Origin of the sequence: Bradyrhizobium sp. 153, assembly GCF_023073835.1 — a bacterium.
GTDB lineage: Bacteria > Pseudomonadota > Alphaproteobacteria > Rhizobiales > Xanthobacteraceae > Bradyrhizobium.
Genome location: NZ_JADPKH010000057.1, coordinates 1 through 24,951, shown reverse-complemented (window position 1 = coordinate 24,951; position 24,951 = coordinate 1). Strand labels below are relative to the sequence as shown.

Here is a 24,951-nt window from a genome sequence, read left to right as displayed (position 1 = left end):
TCAACCTCGACCCCCGCATGGCCAAGCTCGCCGGCGGCGTCCACCGCCTCGACGGCCAGCTCATGGTCGTCCTCGACGTCGATCGCGTCCTCGAGCTCGAAACCAAAGTGCAAATGGCTGCGTGAGCCAACCGAAACATCGAAGCCGGAGAACCGAAATGAAGACGTGTTTGGTGGTCGATGATTCCAGTGTCGTGCGCAAGATCGCGCGCCGGATCCTGGAAGGTCTCGAGTTCGAGGTCACCGAGGCCGAGGACGGGTCGAAGGCGCTCGAAATCTGCCAGCGCAAGCTGCCCGATGCGGTGCTGCTCGACTGGAACATGCCTGTGATGGACGGCTTCGAGTTCATGGGCCACATGCGTCGCCTGCCCGGCGGCGACCAGCCCAAGGTGGTGTTCTGCACCACCGAGAACAACGTGGCTCATATCGCCCAGGCGCTCAGCGGCGGCGCCAACGAGTACATCATGAAGCCCTTCGACAAGGACATTATCGCCGATAAATTCGCTGAAGTTGGTTTGATCCCGGTCGGGCAAGCCATGGTCTGAGTATGTCTGGCCCGCGTGTTTTGGCCAGAGTGTCCCGTGTACAGTTTCGAAGAGGCCATCAGTGACGCCGACCGAGTATGAGTATCTGCGCAAGTTCCTAAAGGATAATTCCGGTCTCGACCTATCCGCAGACAAGCAATATCTGATCGAAAGCCGCCTGCTGCCGCTCGCCCGCAAGGCCGGGTTCTCCGGCATCGCCGAGCTTGTGCAGAAGCTGCAAGCCGGCTCGCGCCCGCTGATCACCGACGTGGTCCAAGCCATGACCACCAACGAGACCTTCTTCTTTCGCGACAAGGTGCCGTTCGATCATTTCCGCGACACGATCATGCCCGAGGTCATCAAGGCGCGCGCCGGCCGCCGCAGCGTGCGCATCTGGTGCGCCGCCGGCTCGACCGGGCAGGAGCCCTATTCGCTGGCGATGTGCCTCAAGGAGATGGGCGCGGCCCTCGCCGGCTGGCGCATCGAGATCATCGCGACGGATCTGTCGCAGGAGGTGCTGGAAAAGGCCAAGGCCGGGGTCTACAGCCAGTTCGAGGTGCAGCGTGGCCTGCCGATCCAGATGCTGGTCAAATATTTCAAGCAGACCGGCGAGACCTGGCAGATCAATCCCGAATTGCGGGCGATGATCCAGCATCGGCAGCTCAACTTGCTGCACGATTTTGCCCAGCTCGGCACCTTCGACGTAATCTTCTGCCGCAACGTGCTGATCTATTTCGACCAGGACACCAAGATCAACATCTTCAACCGTCTGGCGCGCCAGATCGAGCCCGATGGCTTCCTGGTGCTGGGTGCAGCCGAGACCGTGGTCGGACTGACCGACACGTTCAGGCCGATTGCGGAACGGCGCGGCCTCTACAAGCCGAACGATCCGCGCACGGCGGCAGCCAAGCCGGCTCTGGCCGGCGCGGCCCCCCGCCTCGCGGTGATGGCAGGACGCTAAGCATGGCCGAGGATGGAAAAGGTGCGGAGCGCGTGACGTTCAGCCGTGGCTATGACGTCTGCATCATGGCGATCGACGGTACCTGGCGGCGCGACTGCAAGCTCAACGCGATCTCCGATACCGACGCCATCCTCACGGTGGAAGGCTCGATCCAGGGGCTGAACTTGAAAGAGTTCTTCCTGCTGCTGTCGTCAACTGGCCTCGCCTACCGCCGCTGCGAGCTGGTGCGCGTCAACGGCGCCGAGATGGACATCCAGTTCCTGCGTGGCAAGAACCGGAAGAAGCGCGGCGCGGCCGGCGGCCATGACGCCGCGGCCTGATCAGGGCGTGGCTGCCGCCGCGCTTTCCGCCACGTTGCTTTACATTTGCTGAAACATCCGAACCAATTTGCCGAAGCAGCTTTACGTCGTCTAAGCGCGAGCCGTGTAGCCATTGCTGGTCTCAATCTCAGGATACGGCAATGCCCAGAAGCTCTCTCTCTCCGATCCCGTCAAACCTGCCCGACGTCGCCGAGCGGCGTGCGCTTCAGCTCCTGGTGGTCGATGACGACGCCACGCAGCGCAGCCTGATCACGGTCGCCGCCAAGCAGGCCGGCCACGAAGTCACCGTGGCGCCGTCGGTGGCGGAAGCGATCAAGAAGCTCCGCGCCGCGCGCTTCGACTGCGTGACGCTCGATCTCGTGCTGGAAGATGGCGACGGAATCGACGTGCTGCGCGAGATGAAAGAGGCGAAATTCGCCGGCGCTGTGATCGTGATCAGCGGTATGGACGGCAAGCGCCGCAGTGCCGCCCGCAGCTTCGCCCGTTCCGTCGGGATCGAGCTCCAGAGCCTGCCGAAGCCGCTGGATCTCGCGGCCCTGCGCATCAGCCTGGCTAATCTCAGCAAGACCGCGATGGGCTTGCCCGCAATCCACACTTGGGGTGGTGTCGCCACCGAGGCGATCGTGGAACGGCACCGCGCCTGAAGCATGATCCGGACCCGAAGGGCCGCGTTAGCGCAAAGTGCGAAGCGGTTTTCCGAAAAGATCATGCTCAAACAACAGCCTAAAGCGCGATGACGATTGATCCTGATCTCGTCGCGCTTTAGCTGCGGAGCTGCCATGCGATCGGATGCGGCTGCTGCGCCGCCGCGCTGATCGCGATGCTACGCGTCGCTGGATTCCGATAGGCATTGCAGGGCGTGGCGAAGCCCCGCCCGGCAGGCGCCGAGGGCGGCGCTCGCGGTGGCGTATGGGGGCGTGACGTCGTCGAGGATGAAGACGTCCGCGGAACTTTCCGGATCATCGCCGTGTTCTTGATCCATGGCTGCGGCGATCCGGCGCATGCTGGTCTCGATCTGCGCGATCAGCAAGCGAAGGTCAGCCGCAATCAGCTCACGGCTCTCGACTTCGGGCGTTGCGACCAACGGCGGCGTATCGGCCAAATTTAGCATGGATATTCTCCGTCCCCTGCAATTAGGCGCCATGCCGCTACTTGTGCGTTAAGTCCGTGTCCCGTACAAATACGGGTGGGCCGAATCCGCGCCGAACGCCATAACGGTTGGCGCGGACGCGAGTCCTTCATGCCAACCGGATGTGGCACATGGCCGAACAAAGCTCTCGCGGTGAAATCTTCGTGGTCGACGACGACCCTGCCGTTCGCGACACCTTGTCGATGGTGTTGAAGGCGGCGGGCTATGAGGTGATCTGTTTTGCGGACGGCGCAGCGCTGCTCTCCGTCGCGCGAAACCGCACACCGGCTGCGATCCTGCTCGACGTGCATATTCCCGGAAAGTCGGGCCTCGACATTCTCAAGGAATTGCACGGCGAGGACTATCCGGCGCCGATCTTCATGATCTCCGGGCAGGGCGACATCGCGATGGCGGTGGGCGCGATCAAGAGCGGTGCGCTCGACTTCATCGAGAAGCCATTCCGCGGCAGCGAGATTGTCGGCCGACTCGACGAGGCGATCGGCGCCTATGCACGACGGCAGGCGGAGAACGCGTCGCCGAAATTCGGTTCGCTGCATTTCCCCGGACGCGAGCCGTTGACGCGCAGGGAGCGCGAGGTGCTCGAGCAGTTCGCCTCCGGTGCATCCAACAAGGAAGCCGGCCGTACGCTCGGCATCAGCCCGCGTACCATCGAGGACCACCGCGCCAACATCATGAAGAAACTCGGCGCGCGCAATGCCGCCGACCTGATCCGCATCGTGATGACCGCAGCCCAGCGCGCGTCGTAGGACGAGATCTCTCTTTCGTGCCCCGGACCCAGCGCGTCACGCAGTGATGCGCTGCCGAGCCGGTGTCCATCTTTTCAACTGATCGCAAGAAGTTCTGGGTTCCGACTGTGCGGCGCAGCGTTCTACGTTGCGCACTTGTCCGGGACACGCGAACATGCCTCACTCGCTCAATGCCTTTCGGATGATCCGCGCCAGATCGGACTTGCGATAAGGCTTGGCCAGCAGCAGCACGCCCGCATCCAGCCGGCCATGATGGATGATCGCATTCTCGGTATAGCCGGACGTGTAGACTACCCTGAGATCGGGGCGGGTCTTCTGGAGCTCGTCGGCGAGCTGACGTCCGTTCATCTTGCCGGGCATGATGACGTCGGTGAACAGGAGGTCGAACGGCTTGCCTGCGGCGACGATCGCGAGCGCCTCGGCCGCGTTCGCGGCCTGCAAGGTGACGTATCCCAGCGAATGCAGCTGAGCCAATACGTAGTCACGGACCAGCCGGTCGTCCTCGACCACAAGGATGGTCTCGTGCCCGCCCTCGATTGGCGCCGCCGTCACACCCTCGCCGACCGCCGTCGGTGTCTTGCCCGGCGGCAGGTACATCTTGATCGTGGTGCCGTGGCCTTCCTCGCTGTAGATCTTGATGTGCCCAGCGGACTGCTTGATGAAGCCGTAAACCATTGAGAGTCCGAGTCCGGTGCCCTTGCCCGGGCCCTTCGAGGTGAAGAAGGGATCGAACACCCTGGGCAGCAAGTTCGCAGGGATTCCGGTGCCGGTGTCGCTCACGGCAATCAGCGCGTAGTGCCCCGGCGGTACGTCGTTGGCGCTGGCATAGACCTCGTCGAGATAGGCGGCGCCCGTCTCCAGGATCAGCTTGCCGCCGCCTGGCATGGCATCGCGGGCATTGAGCGCGAGGTTGAGGATGGCAGTGGTGAGTTGGTTGGGATCGACGATCGCGACGCAGCTCTCGTCCTCGAATGCCGATTCGATCTGGATCTGCTCGCCCAGCGTCGGGCGCAGCAGTTTCGCGGTGTCCACGATCAGCGAGTTGATGTCGACCTCGCGCGGCTGGAGCGGCTGCTTGCGCGCGAAGGCGAGCAGGTGCTGGGTCAGATCGGCGCCGCGCGCGGCCGCCTCGTCGATCATCTTGGTGATGGCCGCGAGTTGCGGCTCCTTCTCGACCGCCTCCGCCAGGATCTCGATGGTTCCGGTGATGACGGTGAGGATGTTGTTGAAGTCGTGCGCCACGCCGCCGGTAAGCTGGCCTACGGCCTCCATCTTCTCGGCATGACGGATGCGCTCCTCGGCGGCGATCTTGTCGGTGAGGTCGCGGTAGAAGACGTTGAACAGCAGGCCCTCGCGGCGCTTCAGCGCGGTGACGCTGAGCTCGGCCCTGAACTCCTTGCCGTCGCGGCGGCGGCACATTAGCTCGCGGCGCCGATTCAACGTCCTGTCGCCCTCGTTTTCCAGGAAGTGCTTCAGGCCGGTCCAGACCCTTTCGCGTTCGCTTTCGGCGACGATCAGATCGATCGTGTTCTTGCCGAGCACCTCGTCGCGGCGCCAGCCGAACAGCCGTTCGGCTTGCGAATTCCAGTTCAGGATGCTGCCGGTCTCGTCGGTCTGCACGAACGCATCGAGCGAGGTCTCGACGATGTTGCGGGCGAGACGTTCGCTCTCGCGCAGCGATTCCTGCGCGAGCCGCGCCTCCGTCATGTCGCGTCCGACGAAGAAGAAGCGCTGCGCCTGCTCGGACCAGTTGCCGAGCCAGGACAGCCAGACCTCGTGTCCGTTCTTGTGGAAGCAGCGCGTATCAGCGAGCTTCGGCCGCTCACCGCGCCGCATCACGCGCATGTTCTGGCGAGACTGCTCCAGATGGTCGGGATGAACGAAGTCGGCGCCGTTGCGGCCGATCATCTCCTCCGGCGGGTAGCCGAGAATGGCCTCGCTGCTCGGGCTGATCTGCGCGATGTGGCCGTGCGCGTCCATCACCATGATCAGGTCCTGCGACGTCTCGAAGATCTGCCGCCGCTCCTCGAGCTGCTGCTGCAGCGCCCGTTCGGCCCGCCGCGCCTCGGTGAGGCTGCGCGCAGATCCGGAGGCACCGACGATCTCGCCCGACGGTCCCCTGATCGGCGAGAGGCTGAGCGAGATCTCGACCGGAGTGCCGTCCTTGCGCAAGCGCACCGTCTCGAACCGTTCTATTGGTTCGCCCCGGGCGATCCGCTGCAAATAGAGCTTGCCCTGCTCGCGGCGATCGGCAGGTACGATGATCGCGGTGGATTTCCCGATCGCCTCGTCCGCCGAATAGCCGTAGAGGCGTTCGGCAGCCGGATTCCAGCCCGTGATGATCGCATCGAGCGTCTGCATCACGATCGCATCGTCGGATGATTCCACTGCGGCGCTGAACAAGCGCTCGCGCGCCGCATGATGGCTTCGGGCTGCCTCGGTGCGGCGATGCTCCTCGATCTCGCGTTGGAGCGCGGCCGTTTTCGCCCGGGTCTCCTCAACCATCTGGGCAAAGGCCCGTGCCAGCACGCCGGTCTCGCCGCTGGCATCGACCGGTATGTCCGCGGGACGCCCGTCGCCGATGGCTTCCACGGCCGCGGTCAGGCGCCCGATCGGGCGCGTCAGCGAGCGCGCCAGGAGCACCGCGAGTAAAGCTGCAGCGAGCACGGCAAGCCCGCCGACGAGCAAGGACGTTCTTTGAATGGCTGCCGGCACGAGGCCGAACACCGGCGGGGGAATCGTCTCGATGATCGCAACCCATTCCTTGCCCACGAGCAGCGCCGGCGCGATGGCAGCCCCGCTCGGGCGGCCCGATCCGTCGGTCATGAGCCGCGTGGATCCTTCCAGCGTCCCGGCCAAGGCTGCAAAATATGGAAAATCCTTGCGCCAGTCGTTGGGACGATCATGCAATGCGCCGAATTCCCGCGTGCGATCGGGATGGACGAGATAGTCGCCGCGCGAATTCACGACGTAGATCTCTCCTCCTGAGGCAGCCGTCGCTCGGACGCGCTCGAGGGCCGGACGCATGTCGATATTGGCAATGATGATGCCGAACGGCCTGCCGTCCGACGTGAACAGGGGTGTGGCGACGCGCAACGTCGGAACGTGGGAGGCGGTGGTTCCCCCCTGGCGCGTGGCGAGATTGATCGGGGAAACATAGATTTCACCCGCCGCCAGTCGAATCGTCTCCTGGAAGTAGGTTCGTTCGCCCTTGCGCTCCAATTCGTCGCTGGGGACGATCCGCGCCTTTCCATTCGGGCCGGAGCGATCGACGCGGACCAGCTCGCGCTGGTCGTCGTCCAGACCGATGATGCGAAACTGGCCGTAGCTGGGCTTGGCGTCGATCTCGGCGGCGAGCCGCGCGGCGATGCGCTCGCGCCAGGTTTGTTCCGAAACTCCGTCGGATGGGTCGATGCCTCCACCAATGCGAGCGCGGATCAGGCCGTTGATGGCTGCGGCCGAGCGGTAGCCGAGCAGGTCGCCGCGCGCGCCGGCAACGTAGGATTCGAGATTGGTTGCCAGCAGCCGTGACTGGGCTTCGACGCGTTCCAGCACCCGCGGAATGACGGCTTGGGTGGTGTTGCGATAGCCCAACCATCCGACTGCGGCCACGGTCACCGCCACCAGCAGGATCATCGCGATGGCAAGCCGCGTTGCGAGCGTCATGGGGATATTCACACCGCTTCCCGAATGGCCGCGCCTGTTCCGGCCTGTAACGGAATGAAGCTCCTTGTCATCGCTGGCCGGTGCTGACATCCGGATTCCCCAGCGATGCCGCCTGTGCCGTGCCTAGGCAACCATCGACCGCCGCGAGCAGCGCGCCTGGTCGGAACGGCTTTTGCAGGCTTGCCTCTGCGCCGAGCTTGGTTGCCATCTTCAGGAAATCCGGCTCCGCATAGGCGTCCGGCGCGGCCGAACGGCCGGAAATGACGATGATCGGGATGGCCGGTGCCAGCACCCGGATGTGGCGCATCGTTTCCAGCCCGTCCATGCCGGGCATGAAAATGTCGAGAAACAACAGGTCGAACCGGCTAGCCTCGAACAGCGCTAGTCCCTTGCGGCCATCGCCGGCGACGGTGACGTGATGACCGGCCCTCTCCAGGAGCAGCCGGATCGTGATCTGCACGGCCGCGTCGTCATCCACGATCAGGATGTTGGCCACGTCTGAAATCCTCCGGACCGGATGGAACATTCCCAGCGGCCCAAATCAAATCATCAAACACGAAATTGTTGCGCGGATTCTGCCCAGCCTGCAAGCGCTTCGCGAGCGACACCATTCCGTTCGAGGCCAACCGATCCCGCCAACTATATGCATGCTCTCGTGCATAAGGGGCCCGGGACTCCTAGTCGGTCAGATACTCGGGATAGCGGCTTCGAATCTTGTCCAGCTCGCTCAGCGTGCCCGACAGATGCATGCGCAAATGCTGTTGCGCGGCCTCGGCGTCTCCAGCCTCGATCGCGCGCGTGATCAGTCTGTGGTGACGGACGATGTTCTGGGCCTTGCCAGGCGAGGGCAAATGCAGCCGTCGCAGTCGATCGATATGTCCGCTGCGGCTGCGCACCAGCGTCCAGAGCTCCTGCTTGCCGGCGGCCGCATAGAGCTGCGCGTGAAAATCATTGTCGCCGGCAATGAAGCTCTCGAAGTCGCCGGCCTTGGCGAATTGCTGCTGCAGCGCGATCGCGTGGTCGAGGCGGATGACGAGAGCCGCGTCATGCCTTTCCGCGAGCAGACGGACGATTTCGAGCTCCAGCGCCTGGCGCAGGAAATGCGCCTGCTCGGCGCGACCGACATCGACCCGGCTGACCACGGTCGCGTGCTGCGGAAACACGTCGACGAGCCCTTCTTCCTCCAGCCGCATTAGGGCGTCGCGGATCGGCGTCGAGCTGACGCCGAATTGCGCTGCGAGATCGGTGCGCGACAGCGGCGCGCCTGGCGGCAGCTCGAGCGCGAGAATCGCGTTGCGCAGCCGCTCGAACACCTGCGGCGCGGCCTGCCGGGCCCGGTCGAGCCGCGCGCCGGAGCGGGCGGCGGCACGGGGTGCGGGATGGGTTGATTCCATGGCGACGGCTCCGGCGGGCTTGCCATTGATGCACTAATGCATTAGTGCATCAATGGCAATGGCATCGCACGTCAATGGCGGCCGGAGGAAACGAACAACAATGATGAAGCAATTGCAGAGTGGGTTTGCAGCCATCGCCCTGATCGCCGCGATCACCCTGGCGGGCTCGCCGGCCAAGGCTCAGCAGAAGTCCGAAATCGCGCTGTCGCGTCAGCCCGGCATCTTCTACATGCCGAGCCACATCATGGAGAAGCTGAAGCTGATCGAGAAGCACGCGGCTTCCCTCGGCGTATCCGGTGTCACCACCAAATGGATCACCTTCTCCGGCGGCGGGGCGCAGACCGACGCGCTGCTCGCCGGCGGCGTCGACATCCTCAACACCGGCACCGGCAATCTGCTGCTGCTGTGGGATCGCACCCGCAGCGGCGTGAAGGGCATCGTCGCCACCTCCGCGCAGCCGATGACGCTGATCAGCCGCGACGCCAACATTAAGTCGATCAAGGATTTCGGCCCGGGCGACAAGATCGCGGTGCCGACCGTGAAGGTTTCGACCCAGGCGATCGTGCTTCAGATCGCGGCCGCCGAGGCTTTTGGTGCCGACCAATGGTCGAAGTTGGATGCCAGCACCGTGCAGCTCGGTCACCCCGACGCCTATGCGGCGCTGTCCAACCCCAAGCATGAGGTGCACAACCACTTCTCGATCCCGCCCTTCACCTTCCTGGAGCTGAAGAACGTGCCGGGTACGCATGTGGTGCTGTCGTCGCCCGACGTGATGGGCGGCCCGCTCAGCCAGGCCCAATTCTTCACCACGACGAAGTTTGCCGACGCCAATCCAAAAATCATCCAGGCCGTGCGCGACGCCACCAAGGAAGCGCAGGATCTGATCCGCAGCGATACCAAGCAGGCGGTCGAGATCTACAAGGAGATCACCGGCGACAAGACATCGGTGGAAGAGCTGCTCGATCTCCTGAAGGAGCCCGGCATGATGGAGTGGAATCTCGAGCCGCAGGGCACGATGAAATTCGCCGCCCATCTCTACAAGACCGGAACGCTGAAGAATCAGCCCAAGGCCTGGACGGATTACTATCTTCCCGTCGCCCACGATCTGAAGGGCAACTGATGGCACTGCTCGACGTCAGCGGCGTGACGCTGCGCTACAAGACCTCCAGTGCCGTCGTCACCGCCACGGAAAAAGTGAGCTTCACCGTCGATCGGTCCGATCGCTTCGTGTTGCTCGGTCCCTCCGGCTGCGGCAAGTCGACCCTGCTCAAGGCCGTCGGCGGCTACATGATTCCGGGCGAAGGCCGCATGACCATCAACGGCCGCGAGATCGTTGGTCCCGGCGCCGACCGCATGATGATCTTCCAGGAGTTCGACCAGCTCCTGCCCTGGAAGACCGTGCTCGCCAATGTGATGTTCCCGCTGCTCACTGCGAGAAAGCTGTCGCGCAAGGACGCCGAGGCGAAAGCGCAAGCCTATATCGAAAAGGTCGGCCTCACCCGCGTTGTCGATGCCTATCCGCACACGCTCTCCGGCGGCATGAAACAGCGCGTCGCGATCGCGCGCGGCATGGCGATGGAGCCGGACATCCTGCTGATGGACGAGCCGTTCGCCGCGCTCGACGCGCTGACGCGCCGGACCTGCCAAGACGAGCTGCTCCAGCTCTGGAGCGAAACCAAGTTCACCGTGCTGTTCGTGACCCACTCGATCGCGGAGGCGATCCGCATCGGTAACCGCATCCTCTTGCTGTCGCCGCATCCCGGCCGCGTCAAGGCCGAGGTGGTCGATGTCGACAAGGTCTCCAATGGCGACGGCAGCGCCGGCCGGCTCGAGAAGGAGATCCACGATCTCCTGTTCGCCTCCGAAGCCGTGGCGCATTGAGGGAGTCTCTGATGGGTGAAGCGAGAATCCTGCTGCGCGACGCTTCGGCTGCCGCATCTACCGGCGCCGGCGACGTCGAGCGCAAGCTCAGCGTGCCTGAGCTGCTGTGGAACGACGGTTTCGTCCGCAAGACCGTTATTATCCTGTTCCTCGCGGCGGTCTGGGAGGCCTACGGCGTCACCCTCGACAATCCCCTGCTGTTTCCGACGTTGCACGACGCCTTCGTCACGCTGTTCGAGCGCGTCAAGGACGGCACCATTCCGATGCGGGCCTGGACCTCGCTGAAGGTGCTGTTCATGGGCTACTCGGCCGGCATCGTGCTGGCGGCGATCTTCACCGTGCTCGCCATCTCCACCCGCATCGGCACCGACTTCCTCGAGACCGTGACGGCGATGTTCAACCCGTTGCCGGCAATCGCGCTGCTGCCACTGGCGCTGATCTGGTTCGGCCTCGGCAACGGCAGTCTCGTCTTCGTGCTGATCCATTCGGTGCTGTGGCCGGTCGCGCTCAACACCCATTCCGGCTTCAAGAGCGTGTCCAACACGCTGCGCATGGTCGGCCGCAATTACGGCCTGCGCGGTCTGCCTTACGTCGCCAAGATCCTCATACCCGCGGCCTTCGGCTCGATCCTCACCGGCCTCAAGATCGGCTGGGCGTTTGCCTGGCGCACGCTGATCGCGGCCGAGCTGGTGTTCGGCGTGTCCTCGGGCCAGGGCGGCCTCGGCTGGTTCATCTTCGAGAACCGCAATCTGCTCGACATTCCTGCCGTCTTCGCAGGCCTCTTGACCGTGATCATCATCGGGCTCTTTGTCGAGAACCTGATCTTCCGCGCCATCGAGCGGAACACCGTCCAGAAATGGGGCACCCAATCATGACCAAGAACAACAAGAAAACGCCCGACCAGCTCCGCAGCGCGCGCTGGTTCGCGCCCGACGATCTCCGCTCGTTCGGCCACCGCTCTCGCACCATGCAGATGGGCTACGCGCCGGAAGAGTGGAAGGACCGGCCGATCATCGCGATCCTCAATACCTGGTCGGATGCGCAGCCCTGCCACATGCACTTCAAGTCGCGCGTCGACGACGTCAAGCGCGGCATCCTGATGGCCGGCGGCCTGCCGCTGGAGCTGCCGGCACTGTCGCTGTCGGAATCGCTGCTCAAGCCCACCACCATGCTCTACCGCAATCTGCTGGCGATGGACGCCGAGGAATTGCTGCGCAGCCATCCCGTCGACGGCGTGGTGCTGATGGGCGGCTGCGACAAGACGACGCCGGCGCTGCTGCTAGGGGCAACCTCGATGAACATCCCGGCGATCTATCTGCCGGCCGGTCCCATGCTGCGCGGAAATTGGAAGGGCAAGACGCTCGGCTCGGGCTCAGACGGCTGGAAATATTGGGACGAGCGCCGCGCCGGAAAAATCTCCGACAAGGACTGGCTCGACATCGAGGCCGGCATTGCCCGCAGCTACGGCACATGCATGACCATGGGCACGGCCTCGACCATGACGGCGATCGCGGAAGCGATCGGCATGACGCTGCCCGGCGCGTCCTCGATTCCGGCCGCCGATGCCAACCACATCCGCATGGCCTCCGAATGCGGCCGCCGCATCGTCGAGATGGTGTGGGAGGATCTGACGCCGAAGACGATCCAGACACGCCAGGCGTTCGAGAACGCGCTTGCGGTCGCGATGGCGATGGGGTGCTCGACCAATGCCATCATCCATCTGATCGCTCAGGCCCGCCGCGCCGGCCAAGACATCAGCCTTGACGATTTCGAGATCGCGAGCCGCAAGGTACCTGTGATCGCTAACGTGCGGCCGAGCGGCGATACGTACCTGATGGAGGATTTCTTCTATGCCGGCGGCCTGCCGGCGCTGATGGGCCAGATCAAGCCGCATCTGCATCTCGACTGCGTTACGGTCACCGGCAAGACGCTGGGCGAGAACATCGAGGGCGCCGAGGTCCACAATGCCGATGTGATCCGCTCGGTCGACAATCCCATCTACAAGGAAGGCGCGCTCGCCGTGCTCAAGGGCAATCTCGCGCCCGACGGCTGCGTCATCAAGCCCTCCGCCTGCGCGCCGCGCTTCCTCAAGCACACCGGACCTGCGCTGGTGTTTGACGATTATCCCGCGATGAAGAAGGCGGTCGACGATCCCAATCTCGACGTCACCGAGGATCACATCCTGATCTTGCGCAATGCCGGGCCGCAGGGCGGACCGGGCATGCCGGAATGGGGCATGCTGCCGATCCCGACAAAACTCGTGAAGCAGGGCGTGCGCGACATGGTGCGCATCTCGGATGCACGCATGAGCGGCACCAGCTATGGCGCCTGCATCCTGCACGTTTCGCCTGAGTCCTATATCGGCGGCCCGCTGGCGCTGGTCCGGAACGGCGATCGCATCACGCTCGACGTTGCCGCGCGCACCATCAATCTCGATGTCTCCGAAGCCGAGCTGGAAAAGCGCCGCGCCGCCTGGAAACAGCCCGAGCCCCGCTTCGAGCGCGGCTATGGCTGGATGTTCACAAAACACATCAAGCAGGCCAATGACGGCTGCGACTTCGACTTCCTCGAGACAGATTTCGGCGCGCCGGTCGGCGAGCCTTCGATTTTCTAGTTTCACCGTCGTTCCAGGGCGATGCGAAGCATCGAACCCGGAACCTCGAGATTCCGGGCTCGCTTCGCGCCCCGGAATGACGAACGAGAGAAAGCACGCCATGACCAAACTTTCCGAAGCCACCCGCAATAAGCTCAAATCCGTCTCCACCGCCACGGTCGCCACCGCGCTGTTCAAACGCGGCCTGCGCATCCAGATGATCCAGGATGTGCATCCCCTCAGTCCCGACCAGCCGACCATGGTTGGCGAGGCCTTCACGCTGCGCTACATGCCGGCGCGCGAGGATCTCAACACCATCGACGTCTTCAAGGACCGCTCCCATCCGCAACGCAAGGCGGTCGAGGATTGTCCGCCCGGGGCGGTGCTGGTGATGGACAGCCGCAAGGACGCGCGCGCGGCTTCGGCAGGAGCGATCCTGGTGACTCGCTTGATGAAGCGCGGCGTCGCCGGTGTCGTCACCGATGGCGGCTTTCGCGATTCCGCCGAGATCGCGAAACTCGGCTTCCCCGCGTTTCATCACCGCCCCTCGGCGCCGACCAATCTGACACTGCATCAGGCAATCGAGATCAACGTGCCGATCGGCTGCGGCGATGCGCCGGTGTTCCCCGGCGACGTCATTCTCGGCGATTCCGACGGTGTCATCGTCATCCCCGCGCATCTCGCCGACGAGATCGCCAACGAGACGTTTGAGATGACGGCATTCGAGGACTTCGTCACTGAGGAAGTCGGCAAAGGCCGCAGTATTTTTGGTCTTTACCCCGCGACCGACCCGCAGACGCTGACTGATTTCGCGGAGTGGCGGACGAAGAACGGGCGCTAATTTCTTCGCTTGTTCCCGTTGCGCTGGCAATGGCACATAGGAGCGATTTCGTCTGTGGCCATCCTTCGAGACGCCCGCCGTTGGCGGGCCCTCAGGATGAGGAAGCGAGTGTGCGGCGGCAGTTCAACGAGTACCAACGCTGCCTAGCCTCATCCTGAGGAGACCGCGAAGCGGGCGCCTCGAAGGACGAGGCGCGCGCTCAGGTCGCGCTAAACGCCATATGGTTGCCGGAAAGGGGGAGAGGCAGAAGATCACGCTTCCGCCATCCCCGCCGCCCACAGTGCGAATGCGTAGACGATCGCGACTTCATCGAGCCGGTCGAAGCGGCCCGAGGCGCCGCCATGGCCGGCCCCCATGTTGGTACGCAGCAACACCGGGCCGCCGCCGGTCATGGTCGCGCGCAGGCGCGCGATCCATTTCGCAGGCTCCCAATAAGTGACGCGCGGATCGGTCAATCCGCCCATCGCCAGGATCGCCGGATAGTCCTTCGCCGCGATATTGTCATAAGGCGAGTAGGACAGGATGGTGCGAAAATCCTTCTCGCTTTCGATCGGGTTGCCCCATTCCGGCCATTCCGGCGGCGTCAGCGGCAGCGTGTCGTCGAGCATGGTGTTGAGCACGTCGACGAACGGCACTTCGGCAACGATGCCGGCGAACAGTTCGCCGGCGCGATTGGCAACCGCGCCCATCAGCATGCCGCCAGCCGAGCCACCATGGCCGATAATGCGTTTGGCGCTGGTGTATTTCGCATCAATCAGCGCCCGGGCGCTGGCGGCAAAATCGTCGAACGAATTCGTCTTCTTCTCGCGCTTGCCGTCGAGATACCAGCCCCAGCCCTTGTCGGCGCCGCCGCGGATATGGGCGATGGCATAGACGAAGCCGCGGTCGACCAGCGACAGCCGGTTGGCGCTGAAAGAGGCCGGCATCGCCATGCCGTAGGAGCCGTAACCATAGAGCAGCAGCGGCGCCGAGCCGTCCAGCGTGAACCCACGACGATGCAGGATCGACACCGGCACCTCGGCGCCGTCATGCGCCTTCGCCATGATGCGCGTAGTGACGTAGTCGGCGGCATCATGGCCGGACGGAATCTCCTGACGCTTGCGCAAGGTGCGGGTGCGCTTGACCATGTCGTAATCATAGACCTCCGACGGCGTCGTCATCGACGAATAGGCGAAACGCAGATTTGTCGTCTCGAATTCGTAGGAGCCCATCGTGTCCAGCGAATAGGCGGCTTCGTCGAAGGCGATGGCGTGCTCCTCGTTCGAGGCGAGATCGCGGATCACGATCGCCGGCAGCGCATTGGCGCGCTCGAGCCGTACCAGATGTCCGGCATAGAGATCGAGGTCGATGATGTAGATGCCGGGACGATACGGGATCAGGTCGCGCCAGGTCTTGCGCTCGGGCGCGCCGAGCGGCGCCGTGACGATCTTGAAGTCGATGGCGTCGTCGGCATTGGTGAGAATGAAGAGCTCGTCGCCGCGATCGGCCAGCGAATATTGCACGCTCTCTTCGCGCGCTGCGACCAGGCGCGGCGGCGCCTCGGGATTTGCGAGGTCGATCAGCCGTTGCTCGGAGGTCTCGTGGTCGCCGCCGGCGATCACGCAGAAGCGGCCGCTGGTGCTCTCGTGCAGGTGGGTGAACCAGCCGGCATCCTGCTCCTCATAGACGAGTGTGTCGTCGGCCTGCTTGGTGCCGAGCCTGTGCCGCCACACCTGCATCGGCCGATGATTGTCGTCGAGCTTCACATAGAAGAAGCTCTTGCAATCTTTGCTCCAGACGATGCCGCCGTCGGTCTCCTCGACGATATCGTCAAGGTCCTTAGCCGTAGCCCAATCACGCACGCGGATCGAAAAATATTCGGAGCCCTTGGTGTCGGCGCTCCAGGCCTGGAGCTTGTGGTCGTGCGAGTGCCGGCTGCCGCCGAATTTGAAGTATTTGTGGTCCTTGGCGAGTGCGTCGCCGTCGAGCACGATCTGACCTTCGCCGCCGTCGCGCGGCATGCGGCCGAACAGCTCGTGCTGCCCGCCCTCGCGAAACCGGCGGAAATAGGCGAAGGGACCGTCGGGCGAGGGCACGCTGGAATCGTCCTCCTTGATCCGCCCCCGCATCTCGCGCACCAGCGTCTTCTGGAGAGTGGCGGTGTGGCCAAGCAGGCTCTCGGTGTAGACGTTCTCCTCATCCAGATATTTGCGGATGTCGGGATCGAGCACGCTGGGATCGCGCAAAACCTCCTGCCACTTCTCGTCCTTCAGCCAGGCATAGTCGTCGGTCACGGTGATGCCGTGCCGCGTGAAGGAATGCGGCCGGCGCGGGGCGACGGGCGGCTGGGAAGGTGTTTTGGCCTGTGTCACTCGATCCTCGTTCATGTCTCGTCGGAACCCAGATCGTCATGCGCGGGCTTGACCCACGCATCCATCAAGAACGAAGTTCGGAGTGATGGATTGCCGGGTCAAGCCCGGCAATGACGGCCATGGGCGGCGGCAGGTCGCGCATCATATGGCGACGGGACCGCGAATTGCTAGCGCAGCTAGCGGCAAGGACCGTGCCAGCTCACCGGGTTGTTGACCTCGCCCTGGTATGCTTTACGGCCCATATCCCCGCCGCCGGTGCAGCCTGATGCTGTTCAATTCCTATCCGTTCATCCTGCTGTTCCTGCCGCCCGTGTTGGCTGGCTACTTCTGGCTCGGGCGGCGCAGCAATCTGGCGCCGGTGATCTGGCTGGCGGCGGCCTCGCTCGCTTTTTACGCCATCGGCAGCTGGCAATTCCTGGCCCTGTTGCTGATCTCGATCGCCTTCAACTATGGCGTCGGCCATCTCCTCATCGTGGCGAAGCTCACGTCGCCGCACCGAAAGGCGGCGCTCGCTCTTGGTGTCATCGGCGATCTCCTCGTGCTCGGCATCTTCAAATATGCCGGCTTCGTCACCGAGAACATCAATGCTCTGGTCGGCACGCATTTCGCGGTCCACATCCTGCTGCCGGTCGGCATCTCCTTCTACACGTTCACCCAGATTGCGTTCCTGGTGGACGCTTATCGCGGGCAGGTCGCGGCCTATGCGCTGCCGCACTACGCGCTGTTCGTGACCTATTTCCCGCATCTGATCGCAGGACCGATTCTCCATCACAAGGACATGATCCCGCAATTCGAACGGAAGGAGAGCAAGCTTCCGGATGCGCATCTGATCCTGTGCGGGGTCATCATCTTCGCCATCGGCCTGTTCAAGAAGACGTGTCTTGCCGACGGCATCCAGCCACTGGTTGCGCTCGCCTTCGAGACGCGCTCGCCGAGCTTTGACCAGGCCTGGTGTGGTGCGCTCGCCTACACGCTCCAGCTTTATTTCGACTTCTCCGGCTATTCCGACATGGCGATCGGGATTTCGCTGATGTTCGGCATCTTCCTGCCGGTGAACTTCAACTCGCCCTACAAGGCCGTCAGCATCGTCGAGTTCTGGCGGCGCTGGCACATGACGCTGTCGCAGTTCTTGCGCGACTATCTCTACATCCCGCTTGGCGGCAATCGCAGGGGCCGTATGCTGCGCTACGTCAATCTGATGCTCACGATGCTGCTCGGTGGGCTCTGGCACGGCGCGGCCTGGACGTTCGTGGTGTGGGGTGCGCTGCACGGCGCCTATCTCTGCATCAATCATGCCTTCAACGCGCTGGTGCCGGACGTTCCATCGCTTCTTGCGAGGCCGGTCCGCATCGCTGGCGCAGTGCTGACCTTCCTCGCCGTCGTCGTCGCCTGGGTGTTCTTCCGCGCCGAGAGCGTTGCCTGGGCGTTGCGGGTGCTCCACGCGATGGCTGATCTCTCGAACATCGTCTTCGGCCGCGAGGAGATCGCAGCGCTGGTGCAGGTCACGATTTACGCCGCACTGGTGTGGCTGGCGCCGAACACGCAAGGCATCATGGGATACGATCACGCCAGCCGCAGGGTCGGCGAGCACTTGCGGGCAGGGCGGATGCGGCCGCTGGTGCTCTATGGGGCATCGCTGGTGCTCGCGTTCGGCATTCTGGGTATCCAGAGCCACAGCGAATTCATCTATTTCCGGTTCTGATGCGCACGCCGTTCACACACCTAAGGCGTCTTCTGCTCGCGAGCATTGCGTGCGTTCTGGGCGCGGCGGCACTCAACTACGTCGTCGATCCCCTGCAACTGTTCCGCCCTTCGTACCTCGTCGCAGCCTTCTATTCCGAGGACACGCGCGTGCAGAATGCCGGGCTGATCCGCAGCCAGTCGTTCGACACCGCCTTCATGGGCACCTCACTCGCGATCCATTTCCGCCAGAGCGAGATCGATCGTGCGCTCGGCGTCCGTTCGCTCAAGCTGGCGATGACCGGCTCCAATTCGCGCCAGCAGGCTTTTGTGCTGGAACAGGCCATCGAGCGCGGCGCAAAGCGGGTGATCTGGGCGATGGACGACTTCATCTTTATCGATGCCGCCGACATCGAGGCCGATCCCTATCTGTCCGTCGATCTCTATCGCAGGACGGCCAGGGGGATCGGGTCTTATCTTTTCAGCGCTGCGATGGTGAAGGAATCCGGGTTCGCATTGCTGCGATCGGTCCCGCCATTGCGAGAGCCGCTGACCCGGGCGGCGCCCTATCTCCCCCTTAGGTTTGCGCTGTCCGACGTCGATGACATCTACGCGCTGCCGCGGGATTTTGACGTCGCGAGCGGCTACAATGCGCAGCGGACGCTTGCCGCCTTCGCCTACATCACCGCTCCCGCGCGCAGCCGTTTCCTCGGTGAAGGCTATGGTTACGATGCCATGGTGCGGCATTTCGAGTGCGATGCGGTCGGCCTGATCACGCGCCATCCGGACGTGACCTTCGACATCTACTTCCCGCCCTATTCGATCCTGCAATTCGTCGCGATGCGCGATGCATCCCCCGAGACGCTGAAGATCGTCACCGATCTCACCGCACGCAATGCGCAAGTCCTGACGCAGCTTCCCAACGTGCGCCTGCACGATTTCCGCGCGATCAAGGAGGTGACGCACGATCTCCGCAATTACAGCGACGTCATCCACCATTCGCCGGTGATTGATGCGAAGGTGCTGAAGTGGCTGGCGAGTGGGGAGTACGTGGTTGATCCCAGCAAGCCGACTGCATCGCTGGATGAGCTGAAAGCGCAGGTCGAGGCGTATCGCGTCGAGCGCTGATCTTCCCCTCTCCCCTTGTGGGCGAGGATGGCTCACGCCGCGTCGCGGCGAGACGGGTAAGGGGTTTTTACCCTCGAGTCCGTCTGCCGGTACTGCTCGCGGAGACAACCCCTCATCCGGCGCTACGCGCGGCACCTTCTCCCACAAGGGGAGAAGGACAAAGCGCGCCTACACCGCCACTTCCTCGCCGAGATACGCGACGGCCGCTTCCAGCCCGCCCTTGCCGTGCGGGATCTTCAGCGCATTGAGCCCGATCTCGATCACACCCAACGTGCCGAGCAGCATCGGCGCATTCACATGGCCCATATGGGCGATGCGGAAGGCTTGCCCCGAGAGATCGCCGATGCCGGTGCCGAGCACGACGCCGCACTTCTCCTTGCAATAGCGTTGCAGCACGGCCGGATCATGGCCGTTGCTCATGGTCACCGTGGTCACGGTGTTGGAGCGCTCGCTGGCTTCCGCCACGTTGAAGCCGAGCACCTGGCCTTCCGACCATACGTTGACCGCGCGGCGCGCGGCTTCGCCGAGCAGGCTGTGGCGGCGGAACGCGTTCTCCAGTCCTTCCTCGTGCAGGAGATCGATCGCCTGGCGCAGCGCGAACAGCAGATGCACCGGCGCGGTGCCGGCATATTTGCGATAGTGCTCGGTGCCCTCGCGCTCGCTCCAGCTCCAATAGGGCGTCGCCATGTTGGCTGTTTTGTGCACCTCGCGCGCACGCGAATTAGCGGCGACGAAGCCAAGGCCCGGCGGCGTCATCAGACCCTTCTGCGAGCCGGACATGGCGACGTCGATGCCCCATTTGTCCATCTCGAACGGCATGCAGCCGAGCGAGGCGACAGTGTCGACCATGTACAGCGCGGGATGCCCGCTGGCCTTGATCGCCTTGCCGATCGCCTCGATGTCGTTCTGCACGCCAGAGGCCGTGTCGACCTGGACGACGACGACCGCCTTGATGGTGTGCTCCTTGTCGCGGCGCAGGCGCTCCTCGACCTCGTGCGGCCGCACCGCGCGGCGCCAGTCGCCCTTGAGCACCTCGACCTCGGCGCCCATCAGCGCCGCCGCATTGCCCCAGCCGATCGCAAAACGCCCGCTCTCCAGCACCAGCACCTTGTCGCCGCGCGACAGCACGTTGCTGAGCGCCGCTTCCCAGGCGCCGTGGCCGTTGGCGATGTAGATGTAGGACTTGCCCTCGGTCGAAAACAGCTTCGAGATGTCACTGAGCAGGCCCTCGGTCAGGTCGGTCATCTGTTTGGAGTAGATGTCGATCGCCGGACGGTGCATCGCCTGCAGCACCTCGTCGGGCATCGTGGTGGGCCCGGGGATGGCCAGAAATTCCCGGCCCGCGCGAACGGTCATTGCTGTTGGTCCTTGTTTTTGGAGGACAAGCTGGTGGGTCGCTGAATCACACTTTTACGCGGCGGCGCGCCCATAGAAAAGCACGTTAAACGCAGGGCTGTAGCGCTTATCTCCTGGTCTCGCGGCAGCCCGCGGCTTCCGCCTCTTCCACCGAGCAGAACCAGCGGGTGCCCTTGCTGATCTTCATCCTGATCTGGGTGTACCAGCGGCTGCTCGGCTGGTGGTAGATGCATTCGCCGGCGCTGTTGACGTTGCCCTTGATGGTGCAATCAGGCGAAGGCGCGACCGGTCCCGAGGCCGAGGCGAGCAGCACCGCATGGGCGCCGTCGGGCGGCTTGGTGGCGCCCAGGATGGCCGTCTTCTTGTTGCGGACGCGCCAGTCCCAGGGCGCGATGAAGGCGCCCTGCCACATCCCGGCCTTGGCCTCCCGTGCAGCGGCTTCGTCCGCGTCGTAATCATGGGACATGCGGGTGTAGGCCAGCGCCCAGCCGCTGCGCACCAGCCATTTCTGGATGTCCTCGCCGCCGACCTCGCAGCGCGCCACGGTGCGGCCGCGCCGGTCGATGGCGCGGGTGTGGCACACCCAGCTCTTGCCCTCGGTATGTTTGGCGAGCTCGTCACGTGCGGCGACGCCGCAGGTCCAGCGCTCGGTCTTGGTGTTGAGGCAGAGCTGGTCGAGCGCGGGGGCGTCGATGCCGCCGAGCCGCACCCGCGTGTTGCCGATCACCACCGTATCGCCGGCGCGCACTTTTGCCATGCCGGTGATGTCGGCGGCCTGCGCCAGCGAGGGCAAGGATAAGCCGAGCAAGAACAGCGCAATCAGGACTTTTCGCAACATGCCGGTCCGCGTGTGATGAAAATCTCGATAGACCCCGCGATTGTGGTCAGCTTTGGGCCACTCGGCCAGCGCCTGCCTAACAGATGGGCTTTCAACTTCCCGTCATTGTGGCGGCTCACCACTCTCGTGTCCCGGACGCGCTGCAGCGTGAAACGCTGCTGCGCAGAGCCGGGACCCAGAAAATCACGGACATAATTCTTGGTGACATGGGCCCCGGCTCTGCAGCGCACCGCTGAAGAAGCGCTGCGCTGCGTCCGGGGCACGAGACCAGCTCACCCCCGCCCCACCATCGCTCGCCGGGCCACCGCCAGCCCCATCAGCACGAAGGCCGACGTCACCTCCGGCCCGCCGACCAGAATTCGCGTCGGTGTCTTCATCTTGTTCCATTCATAGGCACGGAACGGGCCACGGCGTCCGCCTTCGCCGAGGCCCGCGACGATCACGTTCAGCGCCGGCGCGAAGGCGCGCGGGTCGGCGCCGAGATGGCCGAGCGCGATCAGCGCCAGTGCGGCGTCGAACGCGTTCATCTCGGCGGCCATCAACTCGCCTTTGACGTAGGACAGCACGCGGTGGCGGATGAAATCGAAATCGCCGTGAGGATCGATCGCGGCCTGCGCCGCCAGTGGCAGCGCCAGGAACGCTGCGTAACAACGGCCGAAATAGGCACTGTAGAGCTCCGGCAGATAATAAACGTGCGAGCGCGGATTGGCGAAAGCGCCGCTGGCCGCCAATCGCTTCTGAAAACCGATGATGCGATGCACGGTGGCGAGCCGCGATGGCGTCTCAAGAATCTTCCAGCGCGCCAGGTTGCGGAAGCTGACCTCGAGAACGTCGAGATTGAGCGTCGGATCGAGATCGTTGCCGTAAGGACGCTCGCCCGCGAGATTGTCGATCCAGGTCGCAACGCCACCCTCGTAGTCGATATGGTCGTTCAGCGGCACCGTCACGCGCGGCGCGTTGACGCCGGCGCGGACCTGGTAGCCGGCGTAGAAATCCAAGAGCGGCTGGTCGATGATCGGATCGGTGCAGCCGGCCTGCGTCGCTGCCGAGATCGAGCAGGCCGTGGTGTCGCAATCCGGCACGTAGATTCCGAAGCCGAGATCCTGCTTGATCTGGGCGAAGAAGCGGGAGAAGCGCGGATGCGGTGCCGGCGCGAGCGCCGTGATGACATTGAACCGCGCGCCGTCGATGCCCTCGACCTCCTCGCGGCTGATATTGATGCAGAAATCCACCATATTGGCGATCGCGCGCTCTGCCGCGACCTTGTCGGCGGGTGAGGCCAGTCCGGTCTCGACATAGCTCAGCAGCGCCTCGATGAAGAACGCATCGTAATAGGCCGAGCGGTGGCGGATCTGCACCGGCTCCCACATCGGCTCGGCAACCCCTCGCCAGGGCGGATGGACCACGGCGCGCGCCGGCGAACGCGCGATGAAGACGCGGGCGAGGTTGAACAGCAGCGAGGAGTTCTTGTAGCCGCGCGCGTTGAGGCCCGTGAGCGCCATGATCAGCTCGCGTCCGCGACAATCGGGATCACCGATCAGGTTGAAGGCGGCGTAGGTCGGCAGGAAACCGTTCTTGCGGTACGAGCCGAGCAGGTGCTGTGCGCAGTCGCGGATCACGCCGTCGATCTGCGATTGTTGCGGCGCCTTGCCGACGAACATGGCCGGCGGCGGCCTGGGATGGTCGAGCGCGATGCTGTCGACGAGATCGGCCACGGGCTGGCCGACGGCCGCCCAGTCGGGCTCGGCCTCGTCGCGGGCATGGGCGAGCGCTTGGCGCAGCGCCGTCAGCCTCGCTTCGTCGCGCAGCTCGGGCAGTCCGGCCCGTCGCAGCAGCATCCGTAGCGCGGGATTGCCGAGCGCAGTCTTGTAGAATTTGGCCAGATGCGGATCGCCGCTGGCCTGAGCCGCCAGCACGGGATCGCACACCTCGTAAAGCGAGGGGCCGTCCTTCCGCGCCGTCAGCGCCCGGCAGGCGGCGCCGGCAAAATATTGAAAGCTCATGAAATACCTGGTCGCGGGGCATGGGCCGGGGGCCGGCCGGCACGCTCCCAGCCGCGCGCCACCCCCTGCAAGTCGTTGAAAAAGCTACCCGGATTCGCAGGAAATACAAATGTGATGGGAGTCACAGAAAAAGCCGGGACGAAGGCTGCCTGATGCCGCCCCGGAAGGCTACGGGGAGCAAAAAATGGATAAATCCAGGTCGGAGGATTACTAACATCTTCAGCGACTTAGCTCGAATTTTGAGCAATCTATTGCCCGGGAGCCTATATGCGGTTAAAGGTTTGTTTGGTGCGGCGCCGCAAATTGCGCGCAATTCGGGGGCACATCCCCGGCCGATCCCTCAAACCTAAAGACGCTATCGCGCTACTCAAACAGTGTGCGCGCGCTTGGCTGGTCTTTGGCACAGGAACGAACCGAGATGAATGTAAGGCAGCTCGACCTCTCCAGACGCACGATTGCCGTCGCCGCCGCCCTCATCGGCACGGTGTCGCTCGTGATCGGCGCCCATGCTGCTCTCAACATGCGGGCGATCGATGCCGCCAAAGCCGTCTCGACCGACCAGATCACGGGCTCGATCGGCCAGGCCACGCATCTGGCGCTGGTCATCGGCAATGGACATTATCCTGACGCCAACGCGCCGCTGACGCAGTCGATCAACGACGCCCGCGCGCTCTCGTCGTCCCTGCGCAAGAACGGCTTTGACGTCGACATGGTGGAAGACGCAACCAAGGACGACATGGTCCGCGCCGTCAACCGCCTGAAGTCCCGGATCAATCGCGACAGCGTCGTCATGCTGTTCTTCGGCGGCTACGGCGTGCAGGCCGGCCGCGAGAGCTACATGCTGCCGATCGATGCCGTGATCTGGAAGGAAAGCGACGTCCGTCGCCATGGCGTCTCCATCGACGGCGTGCTCGAGATGATGAAGGAGCAGGGCGCCAAGGCCAAGCTCGTCGTCGTCGACGCCTCTCGCCGTAACCCTTACGAGCGCCGCTTCCGTTCCTACAGCCACGGCCTCGCGCCGATCAGCGCGGCCGACAACGCCTTGATCCTCTCCTCGGCCTCGCCCGGCAAGGTCGTCGACGACGGCAAGGGCGAGCACAGCGTGCTCGTCAGCGAGCTTCTCAACAACCTCAATGCGCAAGGTAGCAGCGCCGAAAGCGTCTTCAACAAGACCCGCGTCGCCATCTCCCGCGCCAGCGAAGGCGACCAGGTCCCGAGCATCTCGTCGTCATTGCTCGAGGACGTTCGTTTCGGCGAAGCCGGCGGCTAGTTTTTCTTACCCTCCCCTGGAGGGGGAGGGTCGATCGCGCGCAGCGCGAGCGGGTGGGGTGATCTCTCCCCACGAACAGTGCCCGTGCCGAGAGATCACCCCACCCCGCTTCGCATTTCGCTACGCTGCATGCGAAGCGACCTCCCCCTCTAGGGCAGGGGAATCGCATGTGAGCGTTCTCTGTAAGGCATTGCGAATTGGGCAGAAATCGATTCTGAAGGTGGCTCCTGAGTTGGAAGGAGCGGCCGAT

The 24,951-nt window shown here is 64.0% G+C and carries 21 protein-coding genes and 1 pseudogene; 14 read left to right on the top strand and 8 right to left on the bottom strand.

The window, feature by feature from the left end:
* From IVA91_RS14760 to IVA91_RS14740, 5 genes and pseudogenes are all read left to right on the top strand, one after another.
* A pseudogene (locus IVA91_RS14760) lies at window positions 1–125 on the top strand (chemotaxis protein CheW); the annotation flags it as partial.
* Between the two features lie 32 nt (window positions 126–157).
* Window positions 158–544 (top strand): response regulator, encoded by a 387-nt coding sequence (locus tag IVA91_RS14755; RefSeq protein WP_027577509.1) that lies wholly within the window; start codon window positions 158–160, stop codon window positions 542–544.
* A 61-nt stretch (window positions 545–605) separates the two neighbouring features.
* Window positions 606–1,484, top strand: coding sequence for a protein-glutamate O-methyltransferase CheR (locus IVA91_RS14750; RefSeq protein ID WP_247279755.1), 879 nt, complete (start codon window positions 606–608; stop codon window positions 1,482–1,484).
* A gap of 2 nt (window positions 1,485–1,486) precedes the next feature.
* A complete protein-coding gene (locus IVA91_RS14745; RefSeq protein WP_011083221.1) occupies window positions 1,487–1,804 on the top strand; it encodes a hypothetical protein in 318 nt (105 codons plus the stop codon).
* A gap of 140 nt (window positions 1,805–1,944) precedes the next feature.
* Entirely contained in the window at window positions 1,945–2,448 is a 504-nt protein-coding gene (locus tag IVA91_RS14740) for a response regulator (protein WP_247279754.1), read from the top strand.
* Window positions 2,449–2,627: 179 nt separating this feature from the next.
* Here the strand turns inward: IVA91_RS14740 and IVA91_RS14735 are convergent, their stop codons facing one another.
* Window positions 2,628–2,915, bottom strand: coding sequence for a hypothetical protein (locus tag IVA91_RS14735; protein ID WP_247279753.1), 288 nt, complete (start codon window positions 2,913–2,915; stop codon window positions 2,628–2,630).
* A 149-nt stretch (window positions 2,916–3,064) separates the two neighbouring features.
* On the opposite strand from IVA91_RS14735, the gene IVA91_RS14730 reads away from it, so the two are divergent.
* Complete coding sequence (locus IVA91_RS14730; RefSeq protein ID WP_091897867.1) at window positions 3,065–3,700, top strand: response regulator; 636 nt, start codon at window positions 3,065–3,067, stop codon at window positions 3,698–3,700.
* 159 nt (window positions 3,701–3,859) lie between these two features.
* Here IVA91_RS14730 and IVA91_RS14725 read toward each other — a convergent pair whose 3' ends face one another.
* The 3 genes from IVA91_RS14725 to IVA91_RS14715 all read right to left on the bottom strand — a co-directional run bounded on the left by IVA91_RS14725 (window position 3,860) and on the right by IVA91_RS14715 (window position 8,760).
* Window positions 3,860–7,456, bottom strand: a complete 3,597-nt coding sequence (locus tag IVA91_RS14725; protein WP_247279752.1) for a PAS domain S-box protein — start codon at window positions 7,454–7,456, stop codon at window positions 3,860–3,862.
* Window positions 7,434–7,862 carry a response regulator gene (locus tag IVA91_RS14720; RefSeq protein WP_247279751.1) on the bottom strand — a complete coding sequence of 143 codons (429 nt, stop codon included), beginning with the start codon at window positions 7,860–7,862 and terminating at the stop codon, window positions 7,434–7,436. Before IVA91_RS14720 ends, IVA91_RS14725 begins: the two co-directional genes overlap by 23 nt.
* A 181-nt stretch (window positions 7,863–8,043) precedes the next feature.
* Entirely contained in the window at window positions 8,044–8,760 is a 717-nt protein-coding gene (locus IVA91_RS14715) for a GntR family transcriptional regulator (protein WP_247279750.1), read from the bottom strand.
* Window positions 8,761–8,860: 100 nt separating this feature from the next.
* Here IVA91_RS14715 and IVA91_RS14710 point away from each other — a divergent pair, with 100 nt between their 5' ends.
* The 5 genes from IVA91_RS14710 to IVA91_RS14690 all read left to right on the top strand — a co-directional run bounded on the left by IVA91_RS14710 (window position 8,861) and on the right by IVA91_RS14690 (window position 14,075).
* Window positions 8,861–9,880, top strand: a complete 1,020-nt coding sequence (locus IVA91_RS14710; RefSeq protein ID WP_247279749.1) for an ABC transporter substrate-binding protein — start codon at window positions 8,861–8,863, stop codon at window positions 9,878–9,880.
* Window positions 9,880–10,641 carry an ABC transporter ATP-binding protein gene (locus IVA91_RS14705; protein ID WP_247279748.1) on the top strand — a complete coding sequence of 254 codons (762 nt, stop codon included), beginning with the start codon at window positions 9,880–9,882 and terminating at the stop codon, window positions 10,639–10,641. The genes IVA91_RS14710 and IVA91_RS14705 overlap by 1 nt, the downstream gene beginning before the upstream one ends.
* 11 nt (window positions 10,642–10,652) lie before the next feature.
* Complete coding sequence (locus tag IVA91_RS14700; RefSeq protein ID WP_247279747.1) at window positions 10,653–11,516, top strand: ABC transporter permease; 864 nt, start codon at window positions 10,653–10,655, stop codon at window positions 11,514–11,516.
* Window positions 11,513–13,255, top strand: a complete 1,743-nt coding sequence (gene araD / locus IVA91_RS14695; protein ID WP_247279746.1) for an L-arabinonate dehydratase — start codon at window positions 11,513–11,515, stop codon at window positions 13,253–13,255. The genes IVA91_RS14700 and araD overlap by 4 nt, the downstream gene beginning before the upstream one ends.
* Before the next feature lie 100 nt (window positions 13,256–13,355).
* A complete protein-coding gene (locus IVA91_RS14690) occupies window positions 13,356–14,075 on the top strand; it encodes a ribonuclease activity regulator RraA (RefSeq protein WP_247279745.1) in 720 nt (239 codons plus the stop codon).
* 251 nt (window positions 14,076–14,326) lie between these two features.
* Here IVA91_RS14690 and IVA91_RS14685 read toward each other — a convergent pair whose 3' ends face one another.
* Complete coding sequence (locus IVA91_RS14685) at window positions 14,327–16,426, bottom strand: S9 family peptidase (protein WP_247279744.1); 2,100 nt, start codon at window positions 16,424–16,426, stop codon at window positions 14,327–14,329.
* A 265-nt stretch (window positions 16,427–16,691) separates the two neighbouring features.
* On the opposite strand from IVA91_RS14685, the gene IVA91_RS14680 reads away from it, so the two are divergent.
* Both IVA91_RS14680 and IVA91_RS14675 read left to right on the top strand, forming a co-directional pair.
* Window positions 16,692–18,128: an MBOAT family O-acyltransferase gene (locus IVA91_RS14680; RefSeq protein ID WP_247279743.1), complete on the top strand. Its 1,437-nt coding sequence runs from the start codon at window positions 16,692–16,694 to the stop codon at window positions 18,126–18,128.
* Window positions 18,128–19,234, top strand: a complete 1,107-nt coding sequence (locus tag IVA91_RS14675) for a hypothetical protein (protein WP_247416799.1) — start codon at window positions 18,128–18,130, stop codon at window positions 19,232–19,234. The genes IVA91_RS14680 and IVA91_RS14675 overlap by 1 nt, the downstream gene beginning before the upstream one ends.
* A 168-nt stretch (window positions 19,235–19,402) precedes the next feature.
* Here IVA91_RS14675 and IVA91_RS14670 read toward each other — a convergent pair whose 3' ends face one another.
* From IVA91_RS14670 to IVA91_RS14660, 3 genes are all read right to left on the bottom strand, one after another.
* On the bottom strand, window positions 19,403–20,590 hold the full coding sequence (locus IVA91_RS14670; RefSeq protein WP_247279741.1) for an aminotransferase class V-fold PLP-dependent enzyme: 1,188 nt from the start codon (window positions 20,588–20,590) through the stop codon (window positions 19,403–19,405).
* A 106-nt stretch (window positions 20,591–20,696) separates the two neighbouring features.
* Window positions 20,697–21,428, bottom strand: coding sequence for a thermonuclease family protein (locus IVA91_RS14665; protein WP_247279740.1), 732 nt, complete (start codon window positions 21,426–21,428; stop codon window positions 20,697–20,699).
* 272 nt (window positions 21,429–21,700) lie between these two features.
* Window positions 21,701–23,431 (bottom strand): hypothetical protein, encoded by a 1,731-nt coding sequence (locus IVA91_RS14660; RefSeq protein WP_247279739.1) that lies wholly within the window; start codon window positions 23,429–23,431, stop codon window positions 21,701–21,703.
* Between the two features lie 418 nt (window positions 23,432–23,849).
* Between IVA91_RS14660 and IVA91_RS14655 the strand changes: the two genes are divergently transcribed.
* A complete protein-coding gene (locus IVA91_RS14655) occupies window positions 23,850–24,701 on the top strand; it encodes a caspase family protein (RefSeq protein WP_247279738.1) in 852 nt (283 codons plus the stop codon).
* The last annotated feature ends 250 nt before the right edge of the window (window positions 24,702–24,951 follow it).